General features: G+C 43.1%; 22 protein-coding genes and 1 tRNA gene. 7 read left to right on the forward strand and 16 right to left on the reverse strand.

Going from position 1 to position 21664, the window contains the following annotated elements; genetic code table 11:
- Positions 1 to 192: 192 nt before the first annotated feature.
- Genes INR79_RS14835 through folB form a run of 3 tightly spaced genes read right to left on the reverse strand, consistent with a single transcriptional unit; the run spans position 193 to position 1843 of the window.
- Positions 193 to 996 carry an undecaprenyl-diphosphate phosphatase gene (locus INR79_RS14835; RefSeq protein ID WP_022551500.1) on the reverse strand — a complete coding sequence of 268 codons (804 nt, stop codon included), beginning with the start codon at positions 994 to 996 and terminating at the stop codon, positions 193 to 195.
- Entirely contained in the window at positions 993 to 1487 is a 495-nt protein-coding gene (gene folK / locus INR79_RS14840; RefSeq protein WP_223094874.1) for a 2-amino-4-hydroxy-6-hydroxymethyldihydropteridine diphosphokinase, read from the reverse strand. The genes INR79_RS14835 and folK overlap by 4 nt, the downstream gene beginning before the upstream one ends.
- Positions 1484 to 1843 carry a bifunctional dihydroneopterin aldolase/7,8-dihydroneopterin epimerase gene (gene folB, locus INR79_RS14845; protein ID WP_200766685.1) on the reverse strand — a complete coding sequence of 120 codons (360 nt, stop codon included), beginning with the start codon at positions 1841 to 1843 and terminating at the stop codon, positions 1484 to 1486. Before folB ends, folK begins: the two co-directional genes overlap by 4 nt.
- Before the next feature lie 377 nt (positions 1844 to 2220).
- On the opposite strand from folB, the gene plsY reads away from it, so the two are divergent.
- Entirely contained in the window at positions 2221 to 2826 is a 606-nt protein-coding gene (gene plsY, locus INR79_RS14850; RefSeq protein ID WP_022595399.1) for a glycerol-3-phosphate 1-O-acyltransferase PlsY, read from the forward strand.
- On the opposite strand, the gene INR79_RS14855 is transcribed toward plsY, so the two are convergent.
- Entirely contained in the window at positions 2823 to 3638 is an 816-nt protein-coding gene (locus tag INR79_RS14855) for an alpha/beta fold hydrolase (protein WP_223094875.1), read from the reverse strand. The genes plsY and INR79_RS14855 overlap by 4 nt on opposite strands.
- Positions 3639 to 3703: 65 nt before the next feature.
- Complete coding sequence (gene tsaD, locus INR79_RS14860) at positions 3704 to 4720, reverse strand: tRNA (adenosine(37)-N6)-threonylcarbamoyltransferase complex transferase subunit TsaD (protein ID WP_223094876.1); 1017 nt, start codon at positions 4718 to 4720, stop codon at positions 3704 to 3706.
- Positions 4721 to 4929: 209 nt separating this feature from the next.
- Here tsaD and rpsU point away from each other — a divergent pair, with 209 nt between their 5' ends.
- The 6 genes from rpsU (at position 4930) to INR79_RS14890 (ending at position 10201) form a co-directional block, all read left to right on the forward strand.
- On the forward strand, positions 4930 to 5145 hold the full coding sequence (gene rpsU / locus INR79_RS14865; RefSeq protein WP_001145625.1) for a 30S ribosomal protein S21: 216 nt from the start codon (positions 4930 to 4932) through the stop codon (positions 5143 to 5145).
- 24 nt (positions 5146 to 5169) lie between these two features.
- Positions 5170 to 5613 (forward strand): GatB/YqeY domain-containing protein, encoded by a 444-nt coding sequence (locus tag INR79_RS14870; protein ID WP_022595401.1) that lies wholly within the window; start codon positions 5170 to 5172, stop codon positions 5611 to 5613.
- A 101-nt stretch (positions 5614 to 5714) separates the two neighbouring features.
- Positions 5715 to 7469 carry a DNA primase gene (gene dnaG / locus INR79_RS14875; RefSeq protein ID WP_223094877.1) on the forward strand — a complete coding sequence of 585 codons (1755 nt, stop codon included), beginning with the start codon at positions 5715 to 5717 and terminating at the stop codon, positions 7467 to 7469.
- Between the two features lie 129 nt (positions 7470 to 7598).
- A complete protein-coding gene (gene rpoD / locus INR79_RS14880; protein WP_022595403.1) occupies positions 7599 to 9440 on the forward strand; it encodes an RNA polymerase sigma factor RpoD in 1842 nt (613 codons plus the stop codon).
- Positions 9441 to 9583: 143 nt separating this feature from the next.
- Positions 9584 to 9659: transfer RNA gene (locus INR79_RS14885), tRNA-Ile, on the forward strand.
- A 188-nt stretch (positions 9660 to 9847) separates the two neighbouring features.
- A complete protein-coding gene (locus INR79_RS14890) occupies positions 9848 to 10201 on the forward strand; it encodes a hypothetical protein (protein WP_223094878.1) in 354 nt (117 codons plus the stop codon).
- Positions 10202 to 10289: 88 nt separating this feature from the next.
- Here INR79_RS14890 and INR79_RS14895 read toward each other — a convergent pair whose 3' ends face one another.
- The 11 genes from INR79_RS14895 to INR79_RS14945 form a co-directional block, all read right to left on the reverse strand.
- Positions 10290 to 12203 (reverse strand): hypothetical protein, encoded by a 1914-nt coding sequence (locus INR79_RS14895; protein WP_223094879.1) that lies wholly within the window; start codon positions 12201 to 12203, stop codon positions 10290 to 10292.
- Positions 12204 to 12357: 154 nt separating this feature from the next.
- Positions 12358 to 12900 carry a hypothetical protein gene (locus tag INR79_RS14900; RefSeq protein WP_223094880.1) on the reverse strand — a complete coding sequence of 181 codons (543 nt, stop codon included), beginning with the start codon at positions 12898 to 12900 and terminating at the stop codon, positions 12358 to 12360.
- Positions 12897 to 13322 (reverse strand): hypothetical protein, encoded by a 426-nt coding sequence (locus INR79_RS14905; protein ID WP_223094881.1) that lies wholly within the window; start codon positions 13320 to 13322, stop codon positions 12897 to 12899. The genes INR79_RS14900 and INR79_RS14905 overlap by 4 nt, the downstream gene beginning before the upstream one ends.
- 105 nt (positions 13323 to 13427) lie before the next feature.
- A complete protein-coding gene (locus INR79_RS14910; RefSeq protein WP_223094882.1) occupies positions 13428 to 13967 on the reverse strand; it encodes a hypothetical protein in 540 nt (179 codons plus the stop codon).
- Positions 13968 to 14118: 151 nt separating this feature from the next.
- Entirely contained in the window at positions 14119 to 14391 is a 273-nt protein-coding gene (locus tag INR79_RS14915; RefSeq protein WP_223094883.1) for a hypothetical protein, read from the reverse strand.
- A 105-nt stretch (positions 14392 to 14496) separates the two neighbouring features.
- Positions 14497 to 15000, reverse strand: coding sequence for a hypothetical protein (locus tag INR79_RS14920; RefSeq protein WP_223094884.1), 504 nt, complete (start codon positions 14998 to 15000; stop codon positions 14497 to 14499).
- Between the two features lie 92 nt (positions 15001 to 15092).
- A complete protein-coding gene (locus tag INR79_RS14925) occupies positions 15093 to 15458 on the reverse strand; it encodes a hypothetical protein (RefSeq protein WP_223094886.1) in 366 nt (121 codons plus the stop codon).
- A gap of 191 nt (positions 15459 to 15649) precedes the next feature.
- A complete protein-coding gene (locus tag INR79_RS14930) occupies positions 15650 to 16636 on the reverse strand; it encodes a hypothetical protein (RefSeq protein WP_223094888.1) in 987 nt (328 codons plus the stop codon).
- A 9-nt stretch (positions 16637 to 16645) separates the two neighbouring features.
- Positions 16646 to 17173, reverse strand: coding sequence for a hypothetical protein (locus tag INR79_RS14935; protein ID WP_223094890.1), 528 nt, complete (start codon positions 17171 to 17173; stop codon positions 16646 to 16648).
- The gene (locus INR79_RS14940) at positions 17173 to 17607 is read right to left on the reverse strand and encodes a hypothetical protein (protein ID WP_223094892.1); all 435 of its coding nucleotides are present in this window, start codon (positions 17605 to 17607) and stop codon (positions 17173 to 17175) included. Before INR79_RS14940 ends, INR79_RS14935 begins: the two co-directional genes overlap by 1 nt.
- Before the next feature lie 2 nt (positions 17608 to 17609).
- Positions 17610 to 21653, reverse strand: coding sequence for a hypothetical protein (locus INR79_RS14945; RefSeq protein ID WP_223094894.1), 4044 nt, complete (start codon positions 21651 to 21653; stop codon positions 17610 to 17612).
- Between the last annotated feature and the right edge of the window lie 11 nt (positions 21654 to 21664).

Raw genomic sequence — 21664 nt, forward strand, 5'->3', positions numbered from 1 at the left:
AATAACAATTTTAAAAGTAGAGGTAATTAGCGGGAAGATAGTATTGATTTATAAATACGGGAACAATATTGTATAACACCATTTATGTAACCGATTGTGTATACAGAACAGTCACTTGCAGAAATAATCATCAATACAAAACAAAAGCGGCCGACATTGTCGACTGCTTTCTTCTGTGGTTCATAATTCGACTTAATTCATCATCAAAAACGCTATCAAGCCGAAACCTAACACCAATCGATAGATGACGAAAGGTGTCATTCCCATCTTAGAAATTAGCTTCAAGAAGAAGTGGATACACAGATAAGCACTGATGAATGACGTGACAATGCCCGTCAATAAGAAGCCAACGTGCACTGGTTCACCACTTGTCACCAGCTTTAAACCTAAGTAGCTACCAGCCAAAGTAATGATCGGGATGGACATCAGGAAAGAAAATCGTGCTGCTGCTTCGCGAGTAAAGCCTAGGTAGAGCGCCGCTGTAATGGTTGCGCCTGAACGTGAAGTACCCGGAATCATGGCTAATGCTTGAGAAATGCCGATAAATACCGCTTTTTTCCAGTCTGCCTGATATTCGTCGTCTTTTAATGGAGAGTTCTTGTCTACCCACCAGAGCAGCAGTGCAAACACGATTGTTGTGGTCGCTATCACCCAGGCACTGCGCAGATAAAGTTCAATAATGTCTTTCATGAACAAGCCAAACAGACAGGCAGGAATAGTCGCAATCACAATCATCCACGCTAGCTTGGCTTCTTTACTGCGATCACCTTTGAAAATGGAACCGAACAGAGCAGCAAATAAGGTGATCACTTCTTTTCGGAAGTAAATCACGACGGCGAGCAATGTACCAACATGTACAGCGACATCAAACGCCAAGCCTTGATCTTCCCAGCCAAGAATGGCTGAAGGCAGAATTAGGTGAGCGGAACTGGAAATAGGAAGAAACTCTGTCAGCCCCTGAATCAGAGCAAGCATAAAGGCTTCAAAATAACTCATTTACTTAGGTCACTATCAAAAGGATTCACCGCAATCAGCGAATCAAAATTATTCATAGTTTGCCGTATCTGCGTGACCGTTCTGCCATCATTGGGAATGACCAATTCTGGGCAAAGCTCGTACATAGGCTGAATGACAAACGCGTATTTATAGATGTCTTCGCGTGGGAGAGAAGGCTTACTGGAAACAACATCACCATAAAGTACAATATCGAGATCTAGAGTCCGATCCTGCATTTTCTGTGCATCTGGGTCGCGCCCCCATCGAATTTCGATCTCTCTTAAAGTACTCGATAAACTGGATAAGCTCAGCGAGGTTTTCATCTCTACTACCAGGTTATAAAAAGGACGACTCTCAAAACCAACCGAAGCACATTCGTAGACAGTCGAGATCCGAATTTGTTCACCCAATTTACGTAACTCTGACAACGCAGCTTGAACGTGCTTTTTGCGTTCAATATTTGACCCTACACCAATGTAGGTGGTGATCATGCCTGACCTCGCTCGATGATCACGCCTACGCTTCTGGCTTGAGGAACAGCACCCGGCTTAGCCAGCCGAATCTTAACCCATGGCACAGAAAAACGTGACATGATGAGTTCTGCGATTTCTTCGGCAACTCTTTCTACCAGTAGAAAACGACCATTTTCGATATGGGATAATACGGCTTCGCTGACCTGCGCATAGTCCAGAGCATCAGCAACATCATCACTTTTACCAGCAGGCTGATTGTCGTGAGCCATTTCGATATCCAGAACCAGCTTTTGCTTTATTTCTTGTTCCCAGTCATAAACCCCAATCGTGGTAATCACTTCCAATTGTTCGATAAATACTTTATCTAAAGCCATTATTCTTCCTTTATTTCTTATACTCAAGCTACCTCAAAATACTTGCTTCAGAGCTCTATCTTCTGTTTCAGTTCAAGGAAAAGAACGCCGTGGAATGACGAGTCCTTTCCAAGTTCTTTGACAATGAAATGGGACAGAAGATAAGCTCCCAAGGGCGAGTTTGCTTGTCTTTCATACTGCGTTATCGATTTTTAATTTAGACCCACTAAATTTTCAAATCGATGTCTTGCCTGAAAGCCAATCAATTCTCGCTGAACCGAGTATATTTGAGGTAGCTTGAGTATACAGGTCGGATACCCATTTGAGGCAAAAACCCGTAGAATATACTCGATTTTAACCACCTAATCAGCATAACTTTTGGTGAATTAAGGACTAATATGACGCCTACTGCACTGATCATGATCATCTCAGCCTACCTGCTAGGTTCGATCTCGAGTGCAGTTCTGATTTGCCGACTGTTCCGCATCCCTGACCCTCGTACTACTGGCTCTCATAACCCTGGTGCAACCAATGTGTTGCGTAGTGGATCTAAAATTGCCGCAGTTTCCGTGCTGCTGTTCGACATGCTCAAAGGCACTATTCCGGTATGGCTGAGTTGGTACTTAGGTGTGGAAGATGTGATTTTAGGAGTGGTCGCCATAGCGGCATGTTTGGGTCATATGTACCCGCTGTTTTTTCATTTCAGAGGTGGAAAAGGTGTCGCGACAGCGTTGGGTTCTATGGCACCAATGGGGCTGAGCCTGGTAGGAATGATGATGGCAACCTGGGTGACGATTGTCTTTATTACCCGCTATTCTTCGGTTGCTTCTATATTAACTACACTGGTTGCGCCTCTTTATACTTGGTGGTTCCGCCCAGAGTACACACTTCCTGTTTCCATGTTGTGCTGCCTGATTATTTTGCGCCACCATCAAAACATTAAGCGCTTATTTGAAGGCACGGAGCCCAAAGTGGGCGACCGTACCTCTTCATCAAAAGCCTAGGCGTAGACCTTTTCCAGGAAACCAGTCAGCTTTTCATTCACAAATTCCGGCTGCTCCAGATTGCTGATATGACCCGCATTCGGGATAACCACTAACTCACTTCCTGTTATCGCATCTTGCATTAAATGAGATTCAAATACAGGTCTTGGTTTATCTTGATCGCCGACCATAATCAGCACTGGCAGTGCAAACTTCTCAATGTCTTCAAACTGATCTCGACGACCAAATACCACGCGTCCAACCTGAGCGATATTGACAGAGGCATCACCTTGCAACTGATTAAGGGATTCACGGAAATTAGCGACTAGCTCAGGGCTACTGGTTTCCGCATTATCGGCAAAAAATAGTGGTACGACTGCATCAAGGATAGGAGCTGGTACGGACTGGGCTTGTGAAATCGCATCCAACATACCGAAGTATTTCGCATGAGTGATTTCAGGTTCCAACCCAACAAAAGAATCCATTATCACAATGGATTTCACTCGCGATGGAGCAAGGGTCACGACTTCAGTTCCCCACATACCACCAACGGATAGCCCAATAATGCTGAACTCCTGAATTTCAAGATGATCCATCAATGCCAGTAAGTCGCCAGCATAATCTTGTAGAGTAGACGTTTCTTGCGGTAAGGCGTCTGATTGCCCATGAGCCCATAAATCCGGGACGATACAACGGTAATTCTGACTCAATACCTCAATCTGTGGTTGCCACATTTCGCTACTCCACAAATAGCTGTGACCCAATAAAAGTACAGGACCCTGACCGACATCTTGATAATGCATGGTTTGACCATGACGTGTAAAAGTAGCCATATAATTCCTTTCGAGGAAAATTCAATTGAGAGTTAAAAGCCACCTTACAAGGTGGCTTTTCATGTTTATTTGATAGGTTCTAGCTGATCGATAGGCCAGCGAGGTTTTGCCGACACTGATAGGTCTGCAACTTCATTATTTTTCAGACGCTGTATTCCTGCGTACGCAATCATTGCTCCGTTATCAGTACAGAATTCGATTCGTGGATAATACACTTCTCCGCCAATCTTTTTCGCTAATGCTTCTAAATCGGCACGCAACTGTTTGTTTGCACCTACACCACCAGCAATAACAATGCGTTTCATCCCAGTCTGGTCTAGGGCTCGCTTACACTTAATCGTCAAAGTTGCACAAACCGCTTCCTGAAAAGCATACGCAATATCGGCTCGCGTTTGTTCATCATCGCCATTGGCTGCAATGGTATTGGCTGCAAAGGTTTTTAAACCCGAGAAACTCATGTCCAGCCCTGGACGATCCGTCATTGGGCGAGGAAACTTAAAACGACCAGGCGTGCCTTTCTCCGCTAAACGAGAAAGCAGAGGCCCCCCCGGGTAATCCAACCCCATCAGTTTGGCCGTTTTATCAAACGCTTCGCCCGCTGCGTCATCAATAGACTCACCAAGAATTCGGTATTCACCAATTCCTTTTACTTCCACCATCATGGTGTGACCACCAGACACTAAAAGCGCGACAAATGGAAAAGGAGGCGGGTTATCTTCCAACATTGGAGCAAGTAAATGCCCTTCCATGTGGTGAACCGGTACTGCTGGCACATTCCAGGCGTAGGCGACACTTCGACCTATCGTCGCTCCCACAAGCAAAGCCCCAACCAAACCAGGACCGGCGGTATAAGCCACACCGTCAATATCTTTGGAAGTCAGACCTGCGTCTTTTAATGCTTCTTTAATGAGGGGGATGGTTTTCTTCACGTGGTCGCGAGAAGCCAGTTCTGGCACGACGCCACCGTAATCTGCGTGAAGCTTAACCTGGCTATAAAGCTTATGGCTCAGCAGCCCTTCTTGATCGTCGTAGATGGCGATGCCTGTTTCGTCACAGGACGTCTCTATACCTAAAATGCGCATTACGTTCTCAGTTGTATCTAGAATTGGCGCAAGTTTACCGCTACGGAAAAAAATTAACCAGTTCTGACTGCGATAATACTTTACAAAGGGTGACTGTTCAGATTAAAATTCCGCACCATTTTTGATCAAGCTGGTTAAAGACCATTCAGGAGCCCTGATTGGTTGGTAAGGTACCAGCATTAACGAATAACCCCTGAGGTGAAAGGCATATGCCAGTAGTTAAAGTACGTGAAAACGAACCGTTCGACGTTGCTCTACGTCGTTTCAAGCGCTCTTGCGAAAAAGCAGGTATTCTTTCTGAAGTGCGTCGTCGCGAGCACTACGAGAAACCAACTACAGTTCGCAAACGCGCTAAAGCAGCAGCTCAAAAGCGTCACGCTAAGAAGCTAGCTCGCGAAAACGCACGTCGCGTTCGTCTGTACTAATAACTTATCCAAAAGGACTAAGTTATGGCTCTCATTGATAAACTCAAAGATGAGCAAAAATTAGCGATGAAAGCCAAGGACAAAGCGCGCCTTGGCACTATTCGTTTAGCCCTGTCAGCCATTAAGCAAAGAGAAGTCGACGAGCGGATCACTCTGACCGATGAAGACATCTTAGGCGTGCTGACCAAAATGGTTAAACAACGTCGCGATTCAGTCGCTCAATACGAAGCTGCAAGTCGTCAAGACTTAGCAGATGCGGAAAAAGCTGAAATCATTGTGCTAGAGGACTTTATGCCTCAACCGCTTACTGATGACGAAGTTGCTGCATTAATTGATGCCGCAATCTCTGAAGCAAACCCTGCGGGCATGCAAGACATGGGCAAAGTGATGGGCGTACTTAAACCGCAAATTCAAGGGCGCGCAGATATGGGTAAAGTCAGCGGACTCGTTCGCGCTAAATTGGCTTAAACCTAAATCAAATTGCAACAAGCCGTGCTATCCTCTGGAATGCGCGGCTTGTTTGTATCTGCAAGCCTCTATATTTCTTCTAATTCAACATTCTGGTTTTTATGGCAGGACAGATTCCTCGTTCCTTTATTGATGACCTCTTAGCGCGCCTTGATATCGTCGATATCATTGATGCTCGTGTGAAGCTCAAAAAGAAAGGCAAGAACTACAGTGCTTGCTGCCCTTTCCATAATGAAAAAACCCCTTCGTTCAGTGTCAGCCAGGAAAAGCAGTTCTATCACTGTTTTGGTTGTGGTGCACACGGCAATGCCATCGACTTCCTTATGGAGTACGAACGCTTAGAGTTTGTTGAAACCATTGAAGAACTCGCTTCCTATCTTGGCTTAGAAGTGCCAAGAGAACAACGAAGCGGAGGTGGCTTCAGCTCAGCACCAAAAGCCAATACCGAACAAAAACGTAACCTGTATGACATGATGGGCAGCATCGCCCAGTTCTACCGTTCTCAGTTGAAACTTTCGAGCAGCAAACATGCCATCGACTATTTAAAAGATCGTGGTTTATCGAAAGAAGTGGTTCAAAAATTCGGTATCGGTTTTGTTGCTGATGAATGGGATTTAGTTCGTAAGAACTTTGGTCAGTCTCCCAATGCTCAGGAGATGCTAGTCTCTGGCGGTATGCTGATTGAAAACGACAAGGGCAACCGTTACGACCGCTTCCGTGGTCGGGTCATGTTTCCAATTCGCGACCGTCGTGGTCGGGTTATAGGCTTTGGTGGTCGAGTTATTGGAGATGGGACTCCCAAATACCTAAACTCCCCAGAAACTCCGATTTTCCATAAAGGTAAAGAACTTTACGGTCTTTACGAAGTACTTCAAGCCTATCGCGAACCTCCACAGGTTCTCGTGGTTGAAGGCTACATGGATGTGGTAGCTTTGGCGCAATACGGTGTGGATTATTCCGTTGCATCACTGGGCACCTCTACCACTGGCGATCACCTGCAGGTCTTGTTCAGACAAACCAATACGGTAGTTTGCTGTTACGACGGTGACCGTGCAGGTAAAGAAGCTGCATGGCGAGCTTTGGAAAACTCCCTGTCTTACCTAAAGACGGGCAATACACTGAAGTTTTTGTTTTTACCCGACGGTGAAGACCCAGACAGCTACATTCGTCAACACGGTAAAGAAGCATTTGAAGAGCAGATAAAAAACGCCACGCCATTATCGTCTTACCTGTTTGAAAACCTGATTGAATTGCACCAACTCAATCTAGGTACCAATGAGGGGAAATCTGCACTTAGAGCGTACGCTTCAGAGCTTATCAATAAGATTCCAGATCCCTACTTTCAGGAGCTGCTCGAAAAGCTGTTGGATGAAAAAACCGGGTTTGACAACCAGCTGAGAAAACCGAAAAAGCGACAGTCAGAATCGATACCAAAACCGCACAGTGACATTAAGCGCACTCCGATGCGCGAAGTGATCGCTTTACTGTTGCAAAACCCGCATTACGTGGAAATGGTGCCGGATTTATCCAGTATCCGCCATATTAATCTTCCCGGGTTAAGTTTATTTGGGGAAGTACTTGATAAATGCCGAGCCCATCCCAATATAAACACTGGCCAGCTACTAGAGCATTGGCGCAACGAGAAAAACGGAACACTATTATCACGCCTCGCAGGTTGGGAAGTACCTCTCGAAGAAGATAATCAGGAAGACATTTTCCTCGATTCACTGGACAACATTCTTGCCCAGTGCGTTGAAAAACAAATTGAATCGCTACAAGCGAAAGACAGAAGTGTCGGCCTAACACCCGACGAAAAGAGAGAGCTCGTCGCTCTAATGCTGGACTTAAAGGCATAAATACCCACCAAGTAGCGGTGAAATTATGTGCTAAGTTGTCATAGTCATCAGCAATTTTTTTTGATAAAATTGGCGGTTTGCATTTCGCAAAACTAAACTCATCACCAGACCTGAAGTTGGATATCGTCTATGGATCAAAATCCGCAGTCACAGCTAAAGTTACTTGTCGCAAAAGGTAAGGAACAAGGCTATCTGACCTATGCCGAAGTAAACGACCACCTACCACAAGAAATCGTCGATTCTGAACAGGTAGAAGACATCATTCAGATGATCAACGACATGGGTATCCAAGTTGTTGAAACGGCTCCTGACGCCGATGACCTCATGATGAATGAGGCAGTAGCCGACGAAGATGCTGCTGAAGCAGCCGCAGCTGCACTTTCTACAGTAGAAAGTGAAATTGGCCGCACCACAGACCCTGTACGTATGTATATGCGTGAAATGGGTACTGTTGAACTGTTGACTCGTGAAGGCGAGATCGATATCGCAAAACGCATTGAAGATGGTATTAACCAAGTTCAGTGTTCTGTTGCCGAATACCCTGGCACCATTTCTTACATTCTTGAGCAGTTTGATAAAGTTCAGGCTGAAGAACTTCGCTTAACAGACATCATTTCTGGTTTTGTTGATCCGAACGATGAAGAGACCGCAGCACCAACTGCAACACACATCGGCTCAGAGCTAGCAGAACAAGATCTTGACGATGAAGACGACGATGATGCGGATTCAGATGATGACGATGATGAAGAAGAAGATACAGGTATTGACCCTGAGCTAGCCGCTGAGAAATTCAACGAGCTACGCACAGCGTATCAAAACCTGCAGCTAGCCATTAATGAGAAAGGTCGCGAGACAGCTCTGGCAAGCGAATCTGCAACTGAATTGCTTGATGTTTTCCGTCAGTTCCGCCTGATTCCAAAACAGTTTGATTACCTGGTAAACGAGCTTCGTACTTCAATGGATCGTGTTCGTACGCAAGAACGTCTCATTATGCGTTCATGTGTTGAATACGGCGACATGCCTAAGAAGTCATTCGTTGCGCTGTTCACAGGTAATGAGTCTTCTGAAGCGTGGTTGGATGAAGTACTGGCTTCAGGCAAGCCATACGCTGATAAGATCAAGCGTAACGAAGAAGAAATTCGTCGTAGCATTCTTAAGCTAAAAACCATTGAAGAAGAGACTTCTCTTCCAGTTCAAAGCATCAAAGACATCAGCCGTCGCATGTCTATTGGCGAAGCGAAAGCTCGCCGTGCTAAGAAAGAGATGGTTGAAGCAAACTTGCGTCTTGTTATTTCTATCGCGAAGAAATACACCAACCGTGGTCTACAATTCCTGGATCTGATTCAGGAAGGTAACATCGGTCTGATGAAAGCGGTAGACAAGTTCGAATACCGTCGTGGTTACAAGTTCTCGACTTACGCAACATGGTGGATCCGTCAGGCGATCACTCGTTCAATTGCAGACCAGGCACGTACTATCCGTATCCCTGTTCACATGATTGAAACGATCAACAAGCTGAACCGTATCTCACGTCAAATGCTTCAAGAAATGGGTCGTGAACCGCTTCCAGAAGAACTGGCAGAGCGTATGCAGATGCCTGAAGACAAGATTCGTAAAGTCCTTAAGATTGCGAAAGAGCCTATCTCGATGGAAACCCCTATCGGTGATGATGAAGATTCGCATCTGGGTGACTTTATCGAGGATACCACGCTGGAACTGCCTCTGGATTCAGCAACCTCAACTAGCTTGCGTGTTGCAACCAAAGACGTGCTTGCCGGTTTGACACCTCGTGAAGCGAAAGTTCTGCGCATGCGTTTTGGTATTGATATGAACACTGACCACACGCTTGAAGAAGTAGGTAAGCAGTTCGACGTTACTCGTGAACGTATTCGTCAGATCGAAGCAAAAGCACTTCGTAAACTTCGTCACCCAAGCCGCTCAGAAACACTGCGCAGCTTCCTAGACGAGTAATTACGACACCTAAGATGTACAAAAGGTGAGCACTCGCTCACCTTTTTTGTTTTCTGCGTTCTAAGTGCGCAAAAACTAGACATAAATTGCCCCCCACCTATCTAGACACACCCCAAGGCTTCCCCTATAATCATCCACCTACTGGCCCCTTAGCTCAGTGGTTAGAGCAGTCGACTCATAATCGATTGGTCCGCAGTTCAAGTCTGCGAGGGGCCACCATATTTAAGAAAGCCTGATGAGGAAACTCATCAGGCTTTTTTGTTTTTATCAAGATGAAACCTTCACAAATCACTTCTCTTTTGAAACAAGTCTATTAGCCCCTACTGCTATCTCCATCGCAAACAGCATTCATATACTTGTAACCTACTACTTTACATTGCATTTTATGTGTAACTCAGGAGATTAAAATGCAATTGATTGCGATTTTACTAGCGATTTTATGGACTGCTTTTCAGGTAGGGGTTCTCTCATTGTCACTTACTGGTGTGATGGGCTTTATCGGTTATGACCCCTGTAAGCCAAAATATCGAGTCTTGTTTGATGTTTTGCATAACTTTTCAATAGCTGTATTCATTTGCATACTACTCACCCCGGTCTTATCTGTTGGTTTGTTCTGGTACTCAGTTATCGGAATCAGTTCTTGGGCTCAATTAATTCTACCGTTAATAATGTTCGCCATTTGGATTGCATTGGTAATTCTGTTTGGAATAATTATCACTGTACGCGATAAATTGAGAGTAAAAAGATCAGGCTGGGGGTAAAGCTTATTTAGATGAATTTCCTCTAGATACAGTTCAAGCATGGAGCGCCAAACTCCAAACTTGAGCTGTATTTGAGTACTAGCGCTAGCTAATTCCACTCGCCAGAATTTACTTTCTGCAAGCTGATGGGCGCTTCTACTGGTACATCAATAAAACGGTCAGCGAGTGAACCCATTTCGAGATTCAGCGTGTTTGAGAATGCATTCGCGGATTTTTTCACTTTGACGGTTCCAGATGTGCTGGTCATTGCAAGTTCAGTGTCCACTACTTCATCCAGCAGTTCGGCGTGCTTTAGGGTTACACTTTGAGCTTTATTTTTTGATGAACCTGCAATTGCCACAGAGTTTAGATCTACATGCACGGTTGAGCCTGCAATGGAACGATGATCAAATACCTCATCAACAAGCTCGCCATGAGTAATTTTCAGTTGGTTAACTGCTCTTACATTACCAGTATGTTGTACATCTATAGCAATAGTTGCATTCGTTACGTCTTGAACATCAAAGGTTTCGTCCAGCAGTTCCCCGCGTATAATTTCCACATCTTTTGCGTTGCTGTTAGCCGTATCTGAAATCTCGATGTTGGCTCTGGAAAACTTAAAACTACTCTCAACATCAAGGACTTCGTCAACTAATTCTCCCCATTCTATGTAGGTTTTCCCACCGCCAAAAACATTGCCTGTTTCTTCAAGTTCAATAGAAACCCCTGAATGGTTCACTTCTATAGCATCAAGGGTTTCATCAAGAAGCTCACCATGATGAATAGTCGTATTGAATCCGCTGGAATTGGCACTTTCTTCTATATCGATAGACACCAGAGAGTGATCCAGTTTTCCAATGTCCATGACTTCATCAATCAATTCCCCTTCCAGAATGTAAACATTGTTCACTGTTGCGCTGTTTCCAGTATCTTCTAGGGAAATGGCAATATTAGAATGCGCTATATTTTGGGCATCCATAACCTCATCCAGTAATTCTCCTTCATGGATATGAAGTTTTGCGCCTGTGGCGTTCGCCACATCATCAAGTGATATAGACACTAAGCTATGGCGGACATCTGATGTATCCAGAACTTCATCCACCAACTCTCCATCCACAATGCGTAAGCTATTCACGCGAGCATTGCCGACGTTATCGAAAATCAAGTTAATATTAGAACTGGAAAAATTTTGCGTATCTACGCTCTCGTCAGACAGTTCGCCATCAAAAATGTGGAGTTCTTTCGCTCGAACATTGGCGACGTTTTCTTTCTCAATCAAGATGCTCGAGATACCGAGGGTATAATCAATATTCTCGTCTTCAAGCTGCCCATCCCGAATGTAGACATGACTGGTTTTAGTGCCATAGACGTTGGCTGTGTCTTCTAAATCTAGCTGTAGACACCCAAAGTGAATGTGAGAATGCTGACCATCTCTAGGCTTGTTAATGACTTCTTCAAATAAACTGGCTTTACCTATGTGAAGCTCTGAATTGGCTCCTGTTAAGCGAACATTTGCTGAAGATTCAACATTAACTTGGATTTGTGCTCCTTCTTTTACATCACCATGGATAATGTCTGAAATGAGTGCAGGGGTCGCGATGTCTGGTTCCGGTACGGGAGGAACCGAAGGAGGGTTGTTGTTAGGTAAACCTTCCGGTAATTCTTCTCCCATGACGAGTTTATGAGTGACTTCGATATTGGCACTGTTTGTAATATCAATTCGCAAAGAAGCATTCTTGCCAACGCTGCCGATAATAGTCGGAATCAAGGAGTAATCGGAAATGACCTGATTAGTGACTTTTGAATTTTTGTAGTTACACACCGCAACAGAGAGTTGCTCACCGCCCTTAACCGTATAGGGTGATTTTTCATCCCACTTAACCAGTGTACTTCCAGGATTTTTCATGAAAATCCCACTTCGCCCATCACAAGAAATGGGAGGAATTTCAATGGCGCACTGATAGGAATAAGCGTACGTCGGCACTAATAGCATCAGACTGAATAAAACATTTCCAGCTTTCATATATTCACCTCTCTGTTGTAAAAGAGAAAGCGTATATGAGCTAATAATTAAATCATCAGTTCAATTGTTAACCAACGTAATACATTGTTCCAAAATGATCTTGGATTTTATAAATAAAGAAAGTCATAAACGGGTAAGCCTCTAAGATAACTAATTATATGGTATGGATTTCTTCTGGGGTTTGTGCGTAAATATTGATCGGCTTGCCGAGTGGCGGAATGTATTTTTGGTTTTCGACCATTTGGTCAACCATTTGCTCAAACTCTTTGTCTGACATGCTACACCAGTAATTCGGATCGCGCCCGATTTCTTTATCATACGCCGCGGTTGTTGGGTCTTTGCTGCGGAATGGCTCTAGAATTGGCAGGTCTGGCAGTGGCTGGCTAACATCCATATACCGCTGAATCACGTTCCATAGGCGTTTATGATCGTCTGGGTGGGTGGAACCAATCATTTCTCCAATGGTGACATGCTGTCTGTAGTCGTTATATCGGTGTACAAGGGCGATGCCAAAAGAAAGGTGTCCATATTGGTTAGTTGAGCTGAATAAGCGGCAATCAAATTCAACAAAGGGGTGGCTGTAGATCACATCCTCATCATTGTCATAAAGGGTCACCATGCCTGTCTGACGGCTTAGCGTATATTTCTTCCTGACCATCTTGTGGGCAAAGTATTTAAATGAAAGGTATGTAGTCAACCACCCCCCCCTCCGGGTAAAAGAACATAACATACAGACCAAGCTACAAGCTCAGCAATACCGTAAACAGTATCCATAAGCGAGTGTCCACCAAATACTGGTAGAAGCGATATTAATAGAAATACAGGAAAAAAAACCAACACTGCAGTCTTACTGAACAAATATATATAGTAAACTGCTTGATATATATTTATAAAATCCGAGTTTGACATGCTTTTCTCATTCCAATAATTAGAGTTGTCACCTTTTATTTCAGAAGGTTTTAACTTTTCAATTAAGTTTTTAGGCGCATCATCCTGAGTTAGCGTGTAATCAAACTTTTGACCAGATGCATTTAATCGGCCAAATCTACTTTTTGTTTTTTTAGGACAGCACTGTTTTTGAGGTTGCGTACTGTCAAATATTGAGGATTCTCTAGCCATTGTTATATACCTACCGATGATGATTGTAACCAACCAATATCATCGTTATCAAAAAGTGGAATCTCGTGAACAGCACTCCCACGCAAGCAGATTGCAATACAACCGCTAAACAACATGGATCTCTTCTGGGGTTTGCGCATAAATGTTGATCGGCTTGCCAAGTGGCGGAATGTGTTTCTGGTTTTCTGCCATTTGCGCAACCACTTGCTCAAACTCTTCGTCTGACATGTTGCGCCAGTAATTCGGATCGCGACCAATTTCTTTATCGTATGCAGCAGTTGTTGGGTCTTTGCTGCGGAATGGCTCTAAAATTGGCAAATCGGGCAGTGGCTGGCTAACGTCCATGTATTGCTGAATTACATTCCACAGGCGTTTATGATCGTCTGGGTGCGTTGAGCCGATCATCTCCCCAATAGTGACATGCTGGCTGTAGTCGTTGTAACGGTGTACAAGGGCGATGCCAAAAGAAAGGTGACCGTATTGGTTGGTTGAGCTGAATAAATGGCAATCAAATTCAACAAAGGGGTGGCTGTAAATCACATCCTCATCACTGTCATAAAGGGTCACCATGCCAGTTTGGCGGCTTAGCGTGTATTTCTTCCTGACCATCTTGTGAGCGAATTGGTGGAACAATAATAATGTCATTCCCCAAGCACCACCGAAGGGTATTACAATGTACTTGATACCATCTAAATTAATTCCGATAAAGATAGAAAGAGCCTCATCAAAAGGATTAACAAAAAATGATCCAAACGATAATAACGCCAGTATTGGAAAAAAAACCAACACTGCGGTTTTACTGAATAAATATAGATAGTATACAATCTGATGTTTTTTTTATAAAATCTGAGGTTAAAATATTTTTCTCATCCCAAAATTCCACATTACTATTTTTTATTTCAGACGGTTTTAATTTTTCAATTAAATTGATAGGTGCATCATCCTGAGTTAATGTGAAATCAAAATTTTGTCCTGATGAATTTAACCGACCAAATCGATTTCTCCCTGTTTCTGGGCGTTCTTGATTTTGAGGTTGACTGCTGTCAAATGTTGAGGGTTCTTTAGCCATTGTTATATCCCTACCGATGATGTTTGTAACCAGCCAATATCATCGTTATCAAAAAGTGGAATCTCGTGAACAGCACTCCCACGGAAGCAGATTGCAATACAACCGCTAAACAACATGGATTTCTTCTGAGGTTTGCGCGTAAATATTGATCGGCTTGCCGAGTGGCGGAATGTGTTTCTGGCTTTCTGCCATTTGGTCAACCATTTGCTCAAACTCTTCGTCTGACATACTGCGCCAGTAATTAGGATCGCGACCGATTTCTTTATCGTATGCCGTGGTTGTTGGGTCTTTGCTGCGGAATGGCTCTAAAATTGGCAAGTCGGGCAGTGGCTGGCTAACGTCCATATACTGCTGAATCACGTTCCACAATCGCTTTTGATCATCTGGGGCATCAGACGCGATCATATCTGAAATACAAACATGTTGGCTGTAATCGCAATAGCGATGAATAAGAACAATACCAAAAGAAAGGTGTCCATACTGGTTAGGTGTAGAAACTAAACGACAGTCAAATTCAATAAAGGGATGACTATAAATTATATCTTCGTCTTTATCGTAAAGGGTAACCATCCCTGTTTCACGGCTTAATGAGTATTTCTTTTTTACCATTTCAGGAGTCAACCTTTTTAATAATAATAGTGATATACCCCAAACCCCACACAATGGAGAAATTAAATATATAAAAGTATTAATATTTATATCTAGAAAAACATTAAAACCTTCAATAATACCATTAAAAAAAAAGAACCCTGTGATATAATGAAAATTAAAGCAGAAAATGCCACTGCAGCGGTTTTACTCACTATATGAATAAAAAATATAACTTGAAAAACTGTTATCATTCTAGAGGTTGATAATATTTTCTCACTCCAAAATTTTTTTTCATTTTTCTTTATTTCACTAGGTTTAAACTCCTTTAATAAATCAAAAGCGACACCTTCTTGGGGTTCAGTATAAGGAACCTTTTCGCCAACTATATTTAAAAATGTAAAAGAAGATTGAGAATCTTGGGGGTGTCTCTGCTTTTGTGGCTGTTTACTATTAAACACTGATTTTGTTTGTTTCATTGTATTTTATTCTTCTACCAATGACGCTTGAATCCAGCCAACACCATCACTAAAAAGTGGAATCTTACGAACCAATGAATTTATGGGTTCCCCATTTTTAACAACGGAAGTCAAAGGCGACCTGAAAATATTTTTGCCCAGCAATAAGCTGATAGCTAGAGGTATAGCCATCAGCCATTTCAACGAGAAAGTTACTGAACTGTATAGAGATCTTCTGGGGTTTGCGCGTAAATATTGATCGGCTTGCCGAGTGGCGGAATGTGTTTCTGGTTTTTTGCCATTTTAATGATAGTTTTATCAATCCCTCTAAACGACATACTGCGCCAATAATTAGGATCGCGACCGATCTCTTTATCGTATGCAGCGGTCGTCTGGTCTTCACTTCGAAAAGGCTCTAGAAAAGGTAGATCAGGCAAAGGTTGGCTGACATCCATGTATTGCTGAATCATATTCCACAACCGCTTTTGATCATCTGAACGGGCAGAATCTATTAAATCCCCAATGTTAATAGGTTGGCTGTAATCACTATAACGATGACATAGAAGCACGCTAAACTTGGTGTTACCACTCGAGTCATTCACCTCGATCATTCGACAATCAAACTCTACAAATGGGTGACTGTAGACCACATAGTCCTTGCTACCGAAAAGAGTTACCATCCCTGTTTTACGATTTAGGCTGTATTTTTTTGTCACCAAATTACCAACCAGATGCTTGGGAAGCGTTTCAAATATAAGCCAAGAAAAAAGCCAAGTAAAAAGCCATCTAGCAATGAATACAGTAGCAAAAAAGCCAAAAACATTAGTAATGGCAATCGACATCATAGCAGCATCGATATAATTGGGATTGGAAAATATGGGAATAATAAAATGATATAAAATAACTATCGGACCCAAAAATACTGGCGAATTTTCTAGAAAACGAAACACAAAAAGGAAAAACCACTTTGGCTCAATTTTAGATAATTCATTCTGATCTACAGAATACATATTATCACTTTTAGATTTTGCGAGATTTCGTTTTCTAACTAAATCAACAGGCGCATCATCTTGAGGAGACGTATGGTGAATCTTATCTCCAAACGTGTTAAGCGGCTTAAATCTTCTCTTAATTTTCTCGGGATCCTCTTGGTTTTGAGGCTCCCTACTGTCATATATTGACGTTTCTTTTTGGTTCATTTTATTTCTCTAAACAATATGGATTTCTTCTGGGGTTTGCGCGTAAATATTGATTGGCTTACCGAGTGGCGAAATGTGTTTCTGGTTTTCTGCCATTTGTGCGACCACTTTTTCAAACTCTTTGTCCGACATGCTGCGCCAGTATCTGGGGTCACGCCCGATTTCTTTATCGTATGCTGCGGTTGTTGGGTCTTTACTACGGAATGCTTCTAAAATTGGCAGATCGGGGAGTGGCTGGCTAACGTCCATATACTGCTGAATCACGTTCCACAGGCGTTTATGATCGTCTGGGTGGGTGGAAGCAATCATTTCCCCTATGGTGATATGCTGGTTGTAGTTGTTATATCGGTGTACTAGGGCGATACCAAAAGATAGGTGACCATACTGGTTGGTTGAGCTGAATAAACGGCAATCAAACTCAACAAAGGGGTGGCTGTATATCACACCCTCATCACTGTCATAAAGGGTCACCATGCCTGTTTGCCGGCTTAGCGTGTATTTCTTCCTGACCATCTTGTGAGCGAGTTGATTAAACATTAATAGTGCCCCCCCCAAATAACACTAAACGGAATAAGAATATAATTAACTCCCATCAAGTTAATATCTATAAATATATCTAAACCCTCTCTAAATGGTTTAAAGAGAGAGCCCCACAATGACAACATAAACACTATAGGAAAAAAAACCAACACTGCAGTTTTACTGAATAAATATAAATAATATACAACCTGATAAATATTAATAAAGTCTGAGGTTAGAAGATTTTTTTCATCCCAAAATTCCACATTACTATTTTTTATTTCAGAAGGTTTTAATTTTTTAATTAAATTGATTGGAGAATCATCCTGAGTTAACGTATATTCAAAATTTACCCCTGATGCATTTAATCGCCTAAATTTACTTTTTGTTTTTTTAGGGCAGCATTGTTTTTGAGGTTGCCTACTGTCAAATGTTGAGAATTCTTTAGCCATTGTTATATACCTACAGATGATGATTGTAACCAACCAATATCATCGTCATCAAAATGTGGAATGCCTCGAACTGGCGAGTCAATGGGTTTGTCCATCGGCGGTAGTGGGAAGCTGTGCTCATCTACCGTTAGTTGCGCGCGCACCGTAATGGCGCGTTGGTAACTGAATTCATGCATCTTGTATGTTTGCGGAATAACCTGCTGTTTGGTTTGTGGTACAGGTTTGGTGAATGTGACGAAATAGAGCTTACCGTCTAACACCTTGTGCTCGTATTGCACTGCCATATTTTCACTGCTCAATGGGAAAAACTTAGGAGAAGCATAAAGATTACCGGAATCCACTTCTCTAATTTCTTGCAATGCTGACTCACGAATATAAAGCGATTCGTTAATCAGATCTGTATTTAAAATATGGTGAAGATTACTTCTTAAATAAATTACATGTGTGCTTCCACTGCTATGTATTTGTGAAAGTGCTTCTTGCGGAATCTCGATATCTGAGTTGTCGATAAAACGTTCCAGCGTAGAAAGGTTAACACCAAAATTTAAAAGTAAATTCACCAAATGCCGATAACCAATATCTGAATCTTGCAGTTGCATTAGACTTCCTGCTGGGAAATCTGAGAAAGGACCATTTTTTAGCCAGCGTTCCATTTCACTGTCTTTTAGCCAAACGTAAAATATCCCACCGAAAAAGGCTAAGCCTACCCCCCACAACCCTAGTGCTGCCAATAATGTACCTTTCGCTCCTAAAGCTGCAAAGCTTGAGATTGCTGAACCTATGGCCACCATCCCCATCGCAACGCCTGCATCGTGGTCGTTTTCAGAAAATGACACTAAGCTATCTCGCATCGCCAGACCGGAGGTTAAAAGTCCAGCAGCCCACCCCACTATACTCAATCGAGATAATTCTTTAGCAATACCTAGCTTATCAACTAGCAATTTCGGAGTTTTATGTGTTGTATTCATCCATTGCAGTGTTTGAGCATTTTGTCCCATAAATAAATTCGCGGAATGACCAAGTGTAATAGCAAAATCAAGTGCTGCGCTTGCTGCACTTAGTACATTGTATAAACTTAGGTCTGAGCTACGTAATTTCTTAAAATGCTCTGCATTCGCCTGCAAATTAAACACTTCAATCGCCGTTATGGCATAGGGGAGCCTGAGTTTGTAGTAGGTATTGCTCAATTTGGTGCCAGCAATGCCTTCACTCTCAAGTTCTTTAAACGCTCGGTTGTAAGATGGGTCTTGCGCCATTTTGGCTAGTTTTGAATCTTCAGGGGCAACATTGATTAGCCAGGTTTTCTTTATTGGGTGGAAACTCTTTGTGTTTTGGTGGGCAATTTTTTTAAGTGTTCGCTTTTTACTGGCTAGTATCAATTTCTGTTTATCTTCAAATTCTTGATACACTTCTTTACTTACATGAGTTGGCGACTGGCTTTCCATACGCTTGCCTTGGAGCGTTCCCCATTGCTGGGTATGAGCTCCTTTTGCGTCAATCTCCGCGGTGCCCACCACCACACCAGATAGCTGATGTTGCCCTGCTTCATAAACATTTATGTGCCCGAATACCGGCGGAGCTCCATGCTTTAACATCGCCAATGGCGACATATAGGCATTAATCAAAAATGAAGTGTTTTGAGTGCCTATCATTGACGCTGTTACAGCATTGAGTGACTCGAAATACCCTTGAAACACCCCGTTGATTGCGCCGACCACTCGCCTTATTGAGCTATACCACCCTTGCTCATTATCCATGCCCATCATTTCCCCAGTGAGGGCATCTTTGAGTTCTTCCGATTTAATGTTTTCGATATTCAAAAGCAGGTTTTCATCTGCCCACTGAGCAATCAGCGCTAAAGTGGTGAACCCAGAACCATCGTTATAAGGGGCGATCCCTTTTACACAAGGTTTAAGGTGTACTATTCTTTCATCACCTTCCCCCTTGATTTCAACAATTTCATCGAGCTCGGGGAACAGTACACGGTGGAGCTTGTGGCTACCGTCATTTCTTAATATGCGCTCCACACGTTCGATATAGGGGTTTCCAAAATCTTCATTGGGCATACCAATCTTATCAATACCACGAGAATGCAGTGAAAGCGCGCTCAGTACCCTGCCTGCTAGTACATGTACTAGTGTTGGATCTTGGTTATCCCCAGAATTGACATCTCGCGCAGCATGATAAAAGTCATCTTGCTCCAACAGAGGTTCTAGTTTTGTTTTAATATCTTCAATCGCCATGCGAGCTGAAAGTCGCTCAGCTTCCCGCAGAGTACGGCTGTATTTTTTGCTAAAACTGGTATTTAGAGCATTTCGGTACTTATAGTATTGATTCGGCTCATTACCGAATTTTTCTTGCATGATGAAGCTTTGCACTAACTCAGCACTTCTAAAATGCGGTTGATGGGTAGCATTTTCACTCACTGCCATTAAAAACAGGGAAGCGTAATTGATCAAGTAAGTGTGCTGACGCAGCCCAAATAGCGGATCGGATAAAAGTATGCCTTTTAGCTTTCGACTCTTGGCATCCTGTAATACATCTTGGCTTGACGGTATTGAAAAATCTGGTCGCTCTGTACCTTCTTCACTCTCTACATAACCGGCTTTTCGGTTGAGGTACATTATCGCTTGATACTTGAAGTAGAGCTCTAAACGCTCAACGTAGAATGGGTTGGTTTCTTCTCGAAACTGTTTATTGGCAAACCATCCATCATCAAGGGATTTTTCGAGGTTTTGTTCTATGGTGTTGTATCTGTCTTGGAACCATTTACCGGATAAGTCATACACCAGTAAACTTGGGTCAGGCAGCAGGTATTCCAAATCTGTTTGTCTTGCCCGCATTTCAGGCATCGTATCAAGTGCTTCTTCTATGAACCTTGGTGGCTTTAATCTTTGTTCTAGCTCTGATGTGTCATTTTCAAGGTAGTTGAGGCGAGCGGCGCTCCACTGCACTTCTGAGAAGGCGATTCGAACATCGGTTGGCTGACCTGCCTCCCGCGATGGATACCATATTTCTTTGATGGGTTTTCCTGTTGCTTCCCGGCGTTCTTTCAATCGAAAAGGTTTATCCCGCCCTTCTCGGTATTGGTATAGATGCACATCTCGGTAGATCATTTCCCCCTTTTCATCGGTAGAAATTTCTATCTCGCGCCAAAATTTGCCGCCATACGTCAGGTACACAAACCCCGGACGCGACAAGGCTATGCAATCTTGCGGTGTTTTTTCTCTGTCGAAGCTGGGCAAGTGAGTGAAGGGCAAGAAAGCGCATACCTGAAAATCCTGCTTATCTGAGCGCTCTGGTGTGCTGGAAACGTCATAAAACAGGGGGACTTTGATGGGAGCTTCGTCGCTGTCTATTTTCAGCCATACGTTGGCGTTATCGACTTCTGGTTTCCAATCCCAACTGTATATTGTTGAACTTTGAGTGGTTTTATCGGTGACTTTCCGGCTTTCAATCGCTGACTTTTGCGTCATGTCGGTCAGGTCATAGAATTCGAAATCCTGCTCAGCGCCATGCGATAAGCCAATGGTTTCAACTAGAAACTTCTCTTTTTCACTTTGGGCATCGAACCCTTTAATCTCGAATACGTAGCTCTGATTGGTCTGAATAGTAAAGGAGCCTAACGCGCCTTTTTGGTGATCATCGAATGCGTAAAACTGTTCTATCTTATTGGGGTTTTGTTGCTTATCTTGTTCACTGAGCTTTTGCTCTTCTTCTTCTATATTTAGAAAGTCACCAGCGGTGGCAAAAATGTAATTCACAGGGTTATTTTTCACCCCGACTGCACCTTCCCAAGCTTGCTCTACATTGGAGGGAGCACCTGCTTGGCGGGACTTTCTGGATTGCACCAAAGGAACCCAGCTATCAAAGTCGAGTTCAATGGTGTATCGACCTGCCGTTAAATCCTTTACGACAACAGGCTCGTCGAAAAGCATAAACGGGTATTTCTCGCCATTGCCAGCGACTAAATTTCCGGAAACCCAACTCAGCGGCTCGTTAAATTCATCGCGAAAGGACAGTTCAATCCAATACTTTTTTTGCATACAAGGCGCAC

Origin of the sequence: Vibrio sp. SCSIO 43132 (assembly GCF_019904195.1) — a bacterium.
Lineage (GTDB): Bacteria > Pseudomonadota > Gammaproteobacteria > Enterobacterales > Vibrionaceae > Vibrio > Vibrio nigripulchritudo.

Bases quoted from the DNA above. Each gene is read 5' to 3' on its own strand.
- INR79_RS14835 (WP_022551500.1), bottom strand. From the start codon at position 996: ATGAGTTATTTTGAAGCCTTTATGCTTGCTCTGATTCAGGGGCTGACA.
- folK (WP_223094874.1), bottom strand. From the start codon at position 1,487: ATGATCACCACCTACATTGGTGTAGGGTCAAATATTGAACGCAAAAAG.
- folB (WP_200766685.1), bottom strand. From the start codon at position 1,843: ATGGCTTTAGATAAAGTATTTATCGAACAATTGGAAGTGATTACCACG.
- plsY (WP_022595399.1), top strand. From the start codon at position 2,221: ATGACGCCTACTGCACTGATCATGATCATCTCAGCCTACCTGCTAGGT.
- INR79_RS14855 (WP_223094875.1), bottom strand. From the start codon at position 3,638: ATGGCTACTTTTACACGTCATGGTCAAACCATGCATTATCAAGATGTC.
- tsaD (WP_223094876.1), bottom strand. From the start codon at position 4,720: ATGCGCATTTTAGGTATAGAGACGTCCTGTGACGAAACAGGCATCGCC.
- rpsU (WP_001145625.1), top strand. From the start codon at position 4,930: ATGCCAGTAGTTAAAGTACGTGAAAACGAACCGTTCGACGTTGCTCTA.
- INR79_RS14870 (WP_022595401.1), top strand. From the start codon at position 5,170: ATGGCTCTCATTGATAAACTCAAAGATGAGCAAAAATTAGCGATGAAA.
- dnaG (WP_223094877.1), top strand. From the start codon at position 5,715: ATGGCAGGACAGATTCCTCGTTCCTTTATTGATGACCTCTTAGCGCGC.
- rpoD (WP_022595403.1), top strand. From the start codon at position 7,599: ATGGATCAAAATCCGCAGTCACAGCTAAAGTTACTTGTCGCAAAAGGT.
- INR79_RS14890 (WP_223094878.1), top strand. From the start codon at position 9,848: ATGCAATTGATTGCGATTTTACTAGCGATTTTATGGACTGCTTTTCAG.
- INR79_RS14895 (WP_223094879.1), bottom strand. From the start codon at position 12,203: ATGAAAGCTGGAAATGTTTTATTCAGTCTGATGCTATTAGTGCCGACG.
- INR79_RS14905 (WP_223094881.1), bottom strand. From the start codon at position 13,322: ATGGCTAGAGAATCCTCAATATTTGACAGTACGCAACCTCAAAAACAG.
- INR79_RS14910 (WP_223094882.1), bottom strand. From the start codon at position 13,967: ATGACATTATTATTGTTCCACCAATTCGCTCACAAGATGGTCAGGAAG.
- INR79_RS14915 (WP_223094883.1), bottom strand. From the start codon at position 14,391: ATGGCTAAAGAACCCTCAACATTTGACAGCAGTCAACCTCAAAATCAA.
- INR79_RS14920 (WP_223094884.1), bottom strand. From the start codon at position 15,000: ATGGTAAAAAAGAAATACTCATTAAGCCGTGAAACAGGGATGGTTACC.
- INR79_RS14925 (WP_223094886.1), bottom strand. From the start codon at position 15,458: ATGAAACAAACAAAATCAGTGTTTAATAGTAAACAGCCACAAAAGCAG.
- INR79_RS14930 (WP_223094888.1), bottom strand. From the start codon at position 16,636: ATGAACCAAAAAGAAACGTCAATATATGACAGTAGGGAGCCTCAAAAC.
- INR79_RS14935 (WP_223094890.1), bottom strand. From the start codon at position 17,173: ATGTTTAATCAACTCGCTCACAAGATGGTCAGGAAGAAATACACGCTA.
- INR79_RS14940 (WP_223094892.1), bottom strand. From the start codon at position 17,607: ATGGCTAAAGAATTCTCAACATTTGACAGTAGGCAACCTCAAAAACAA.
- INR79_RS14945 (WP_223094894.1), bottom strand. From the start codon at position 21,653: ATGCAAAAAAAGTATTGGATTGAACTGTCCTTTCGCGATGAATTTAAC.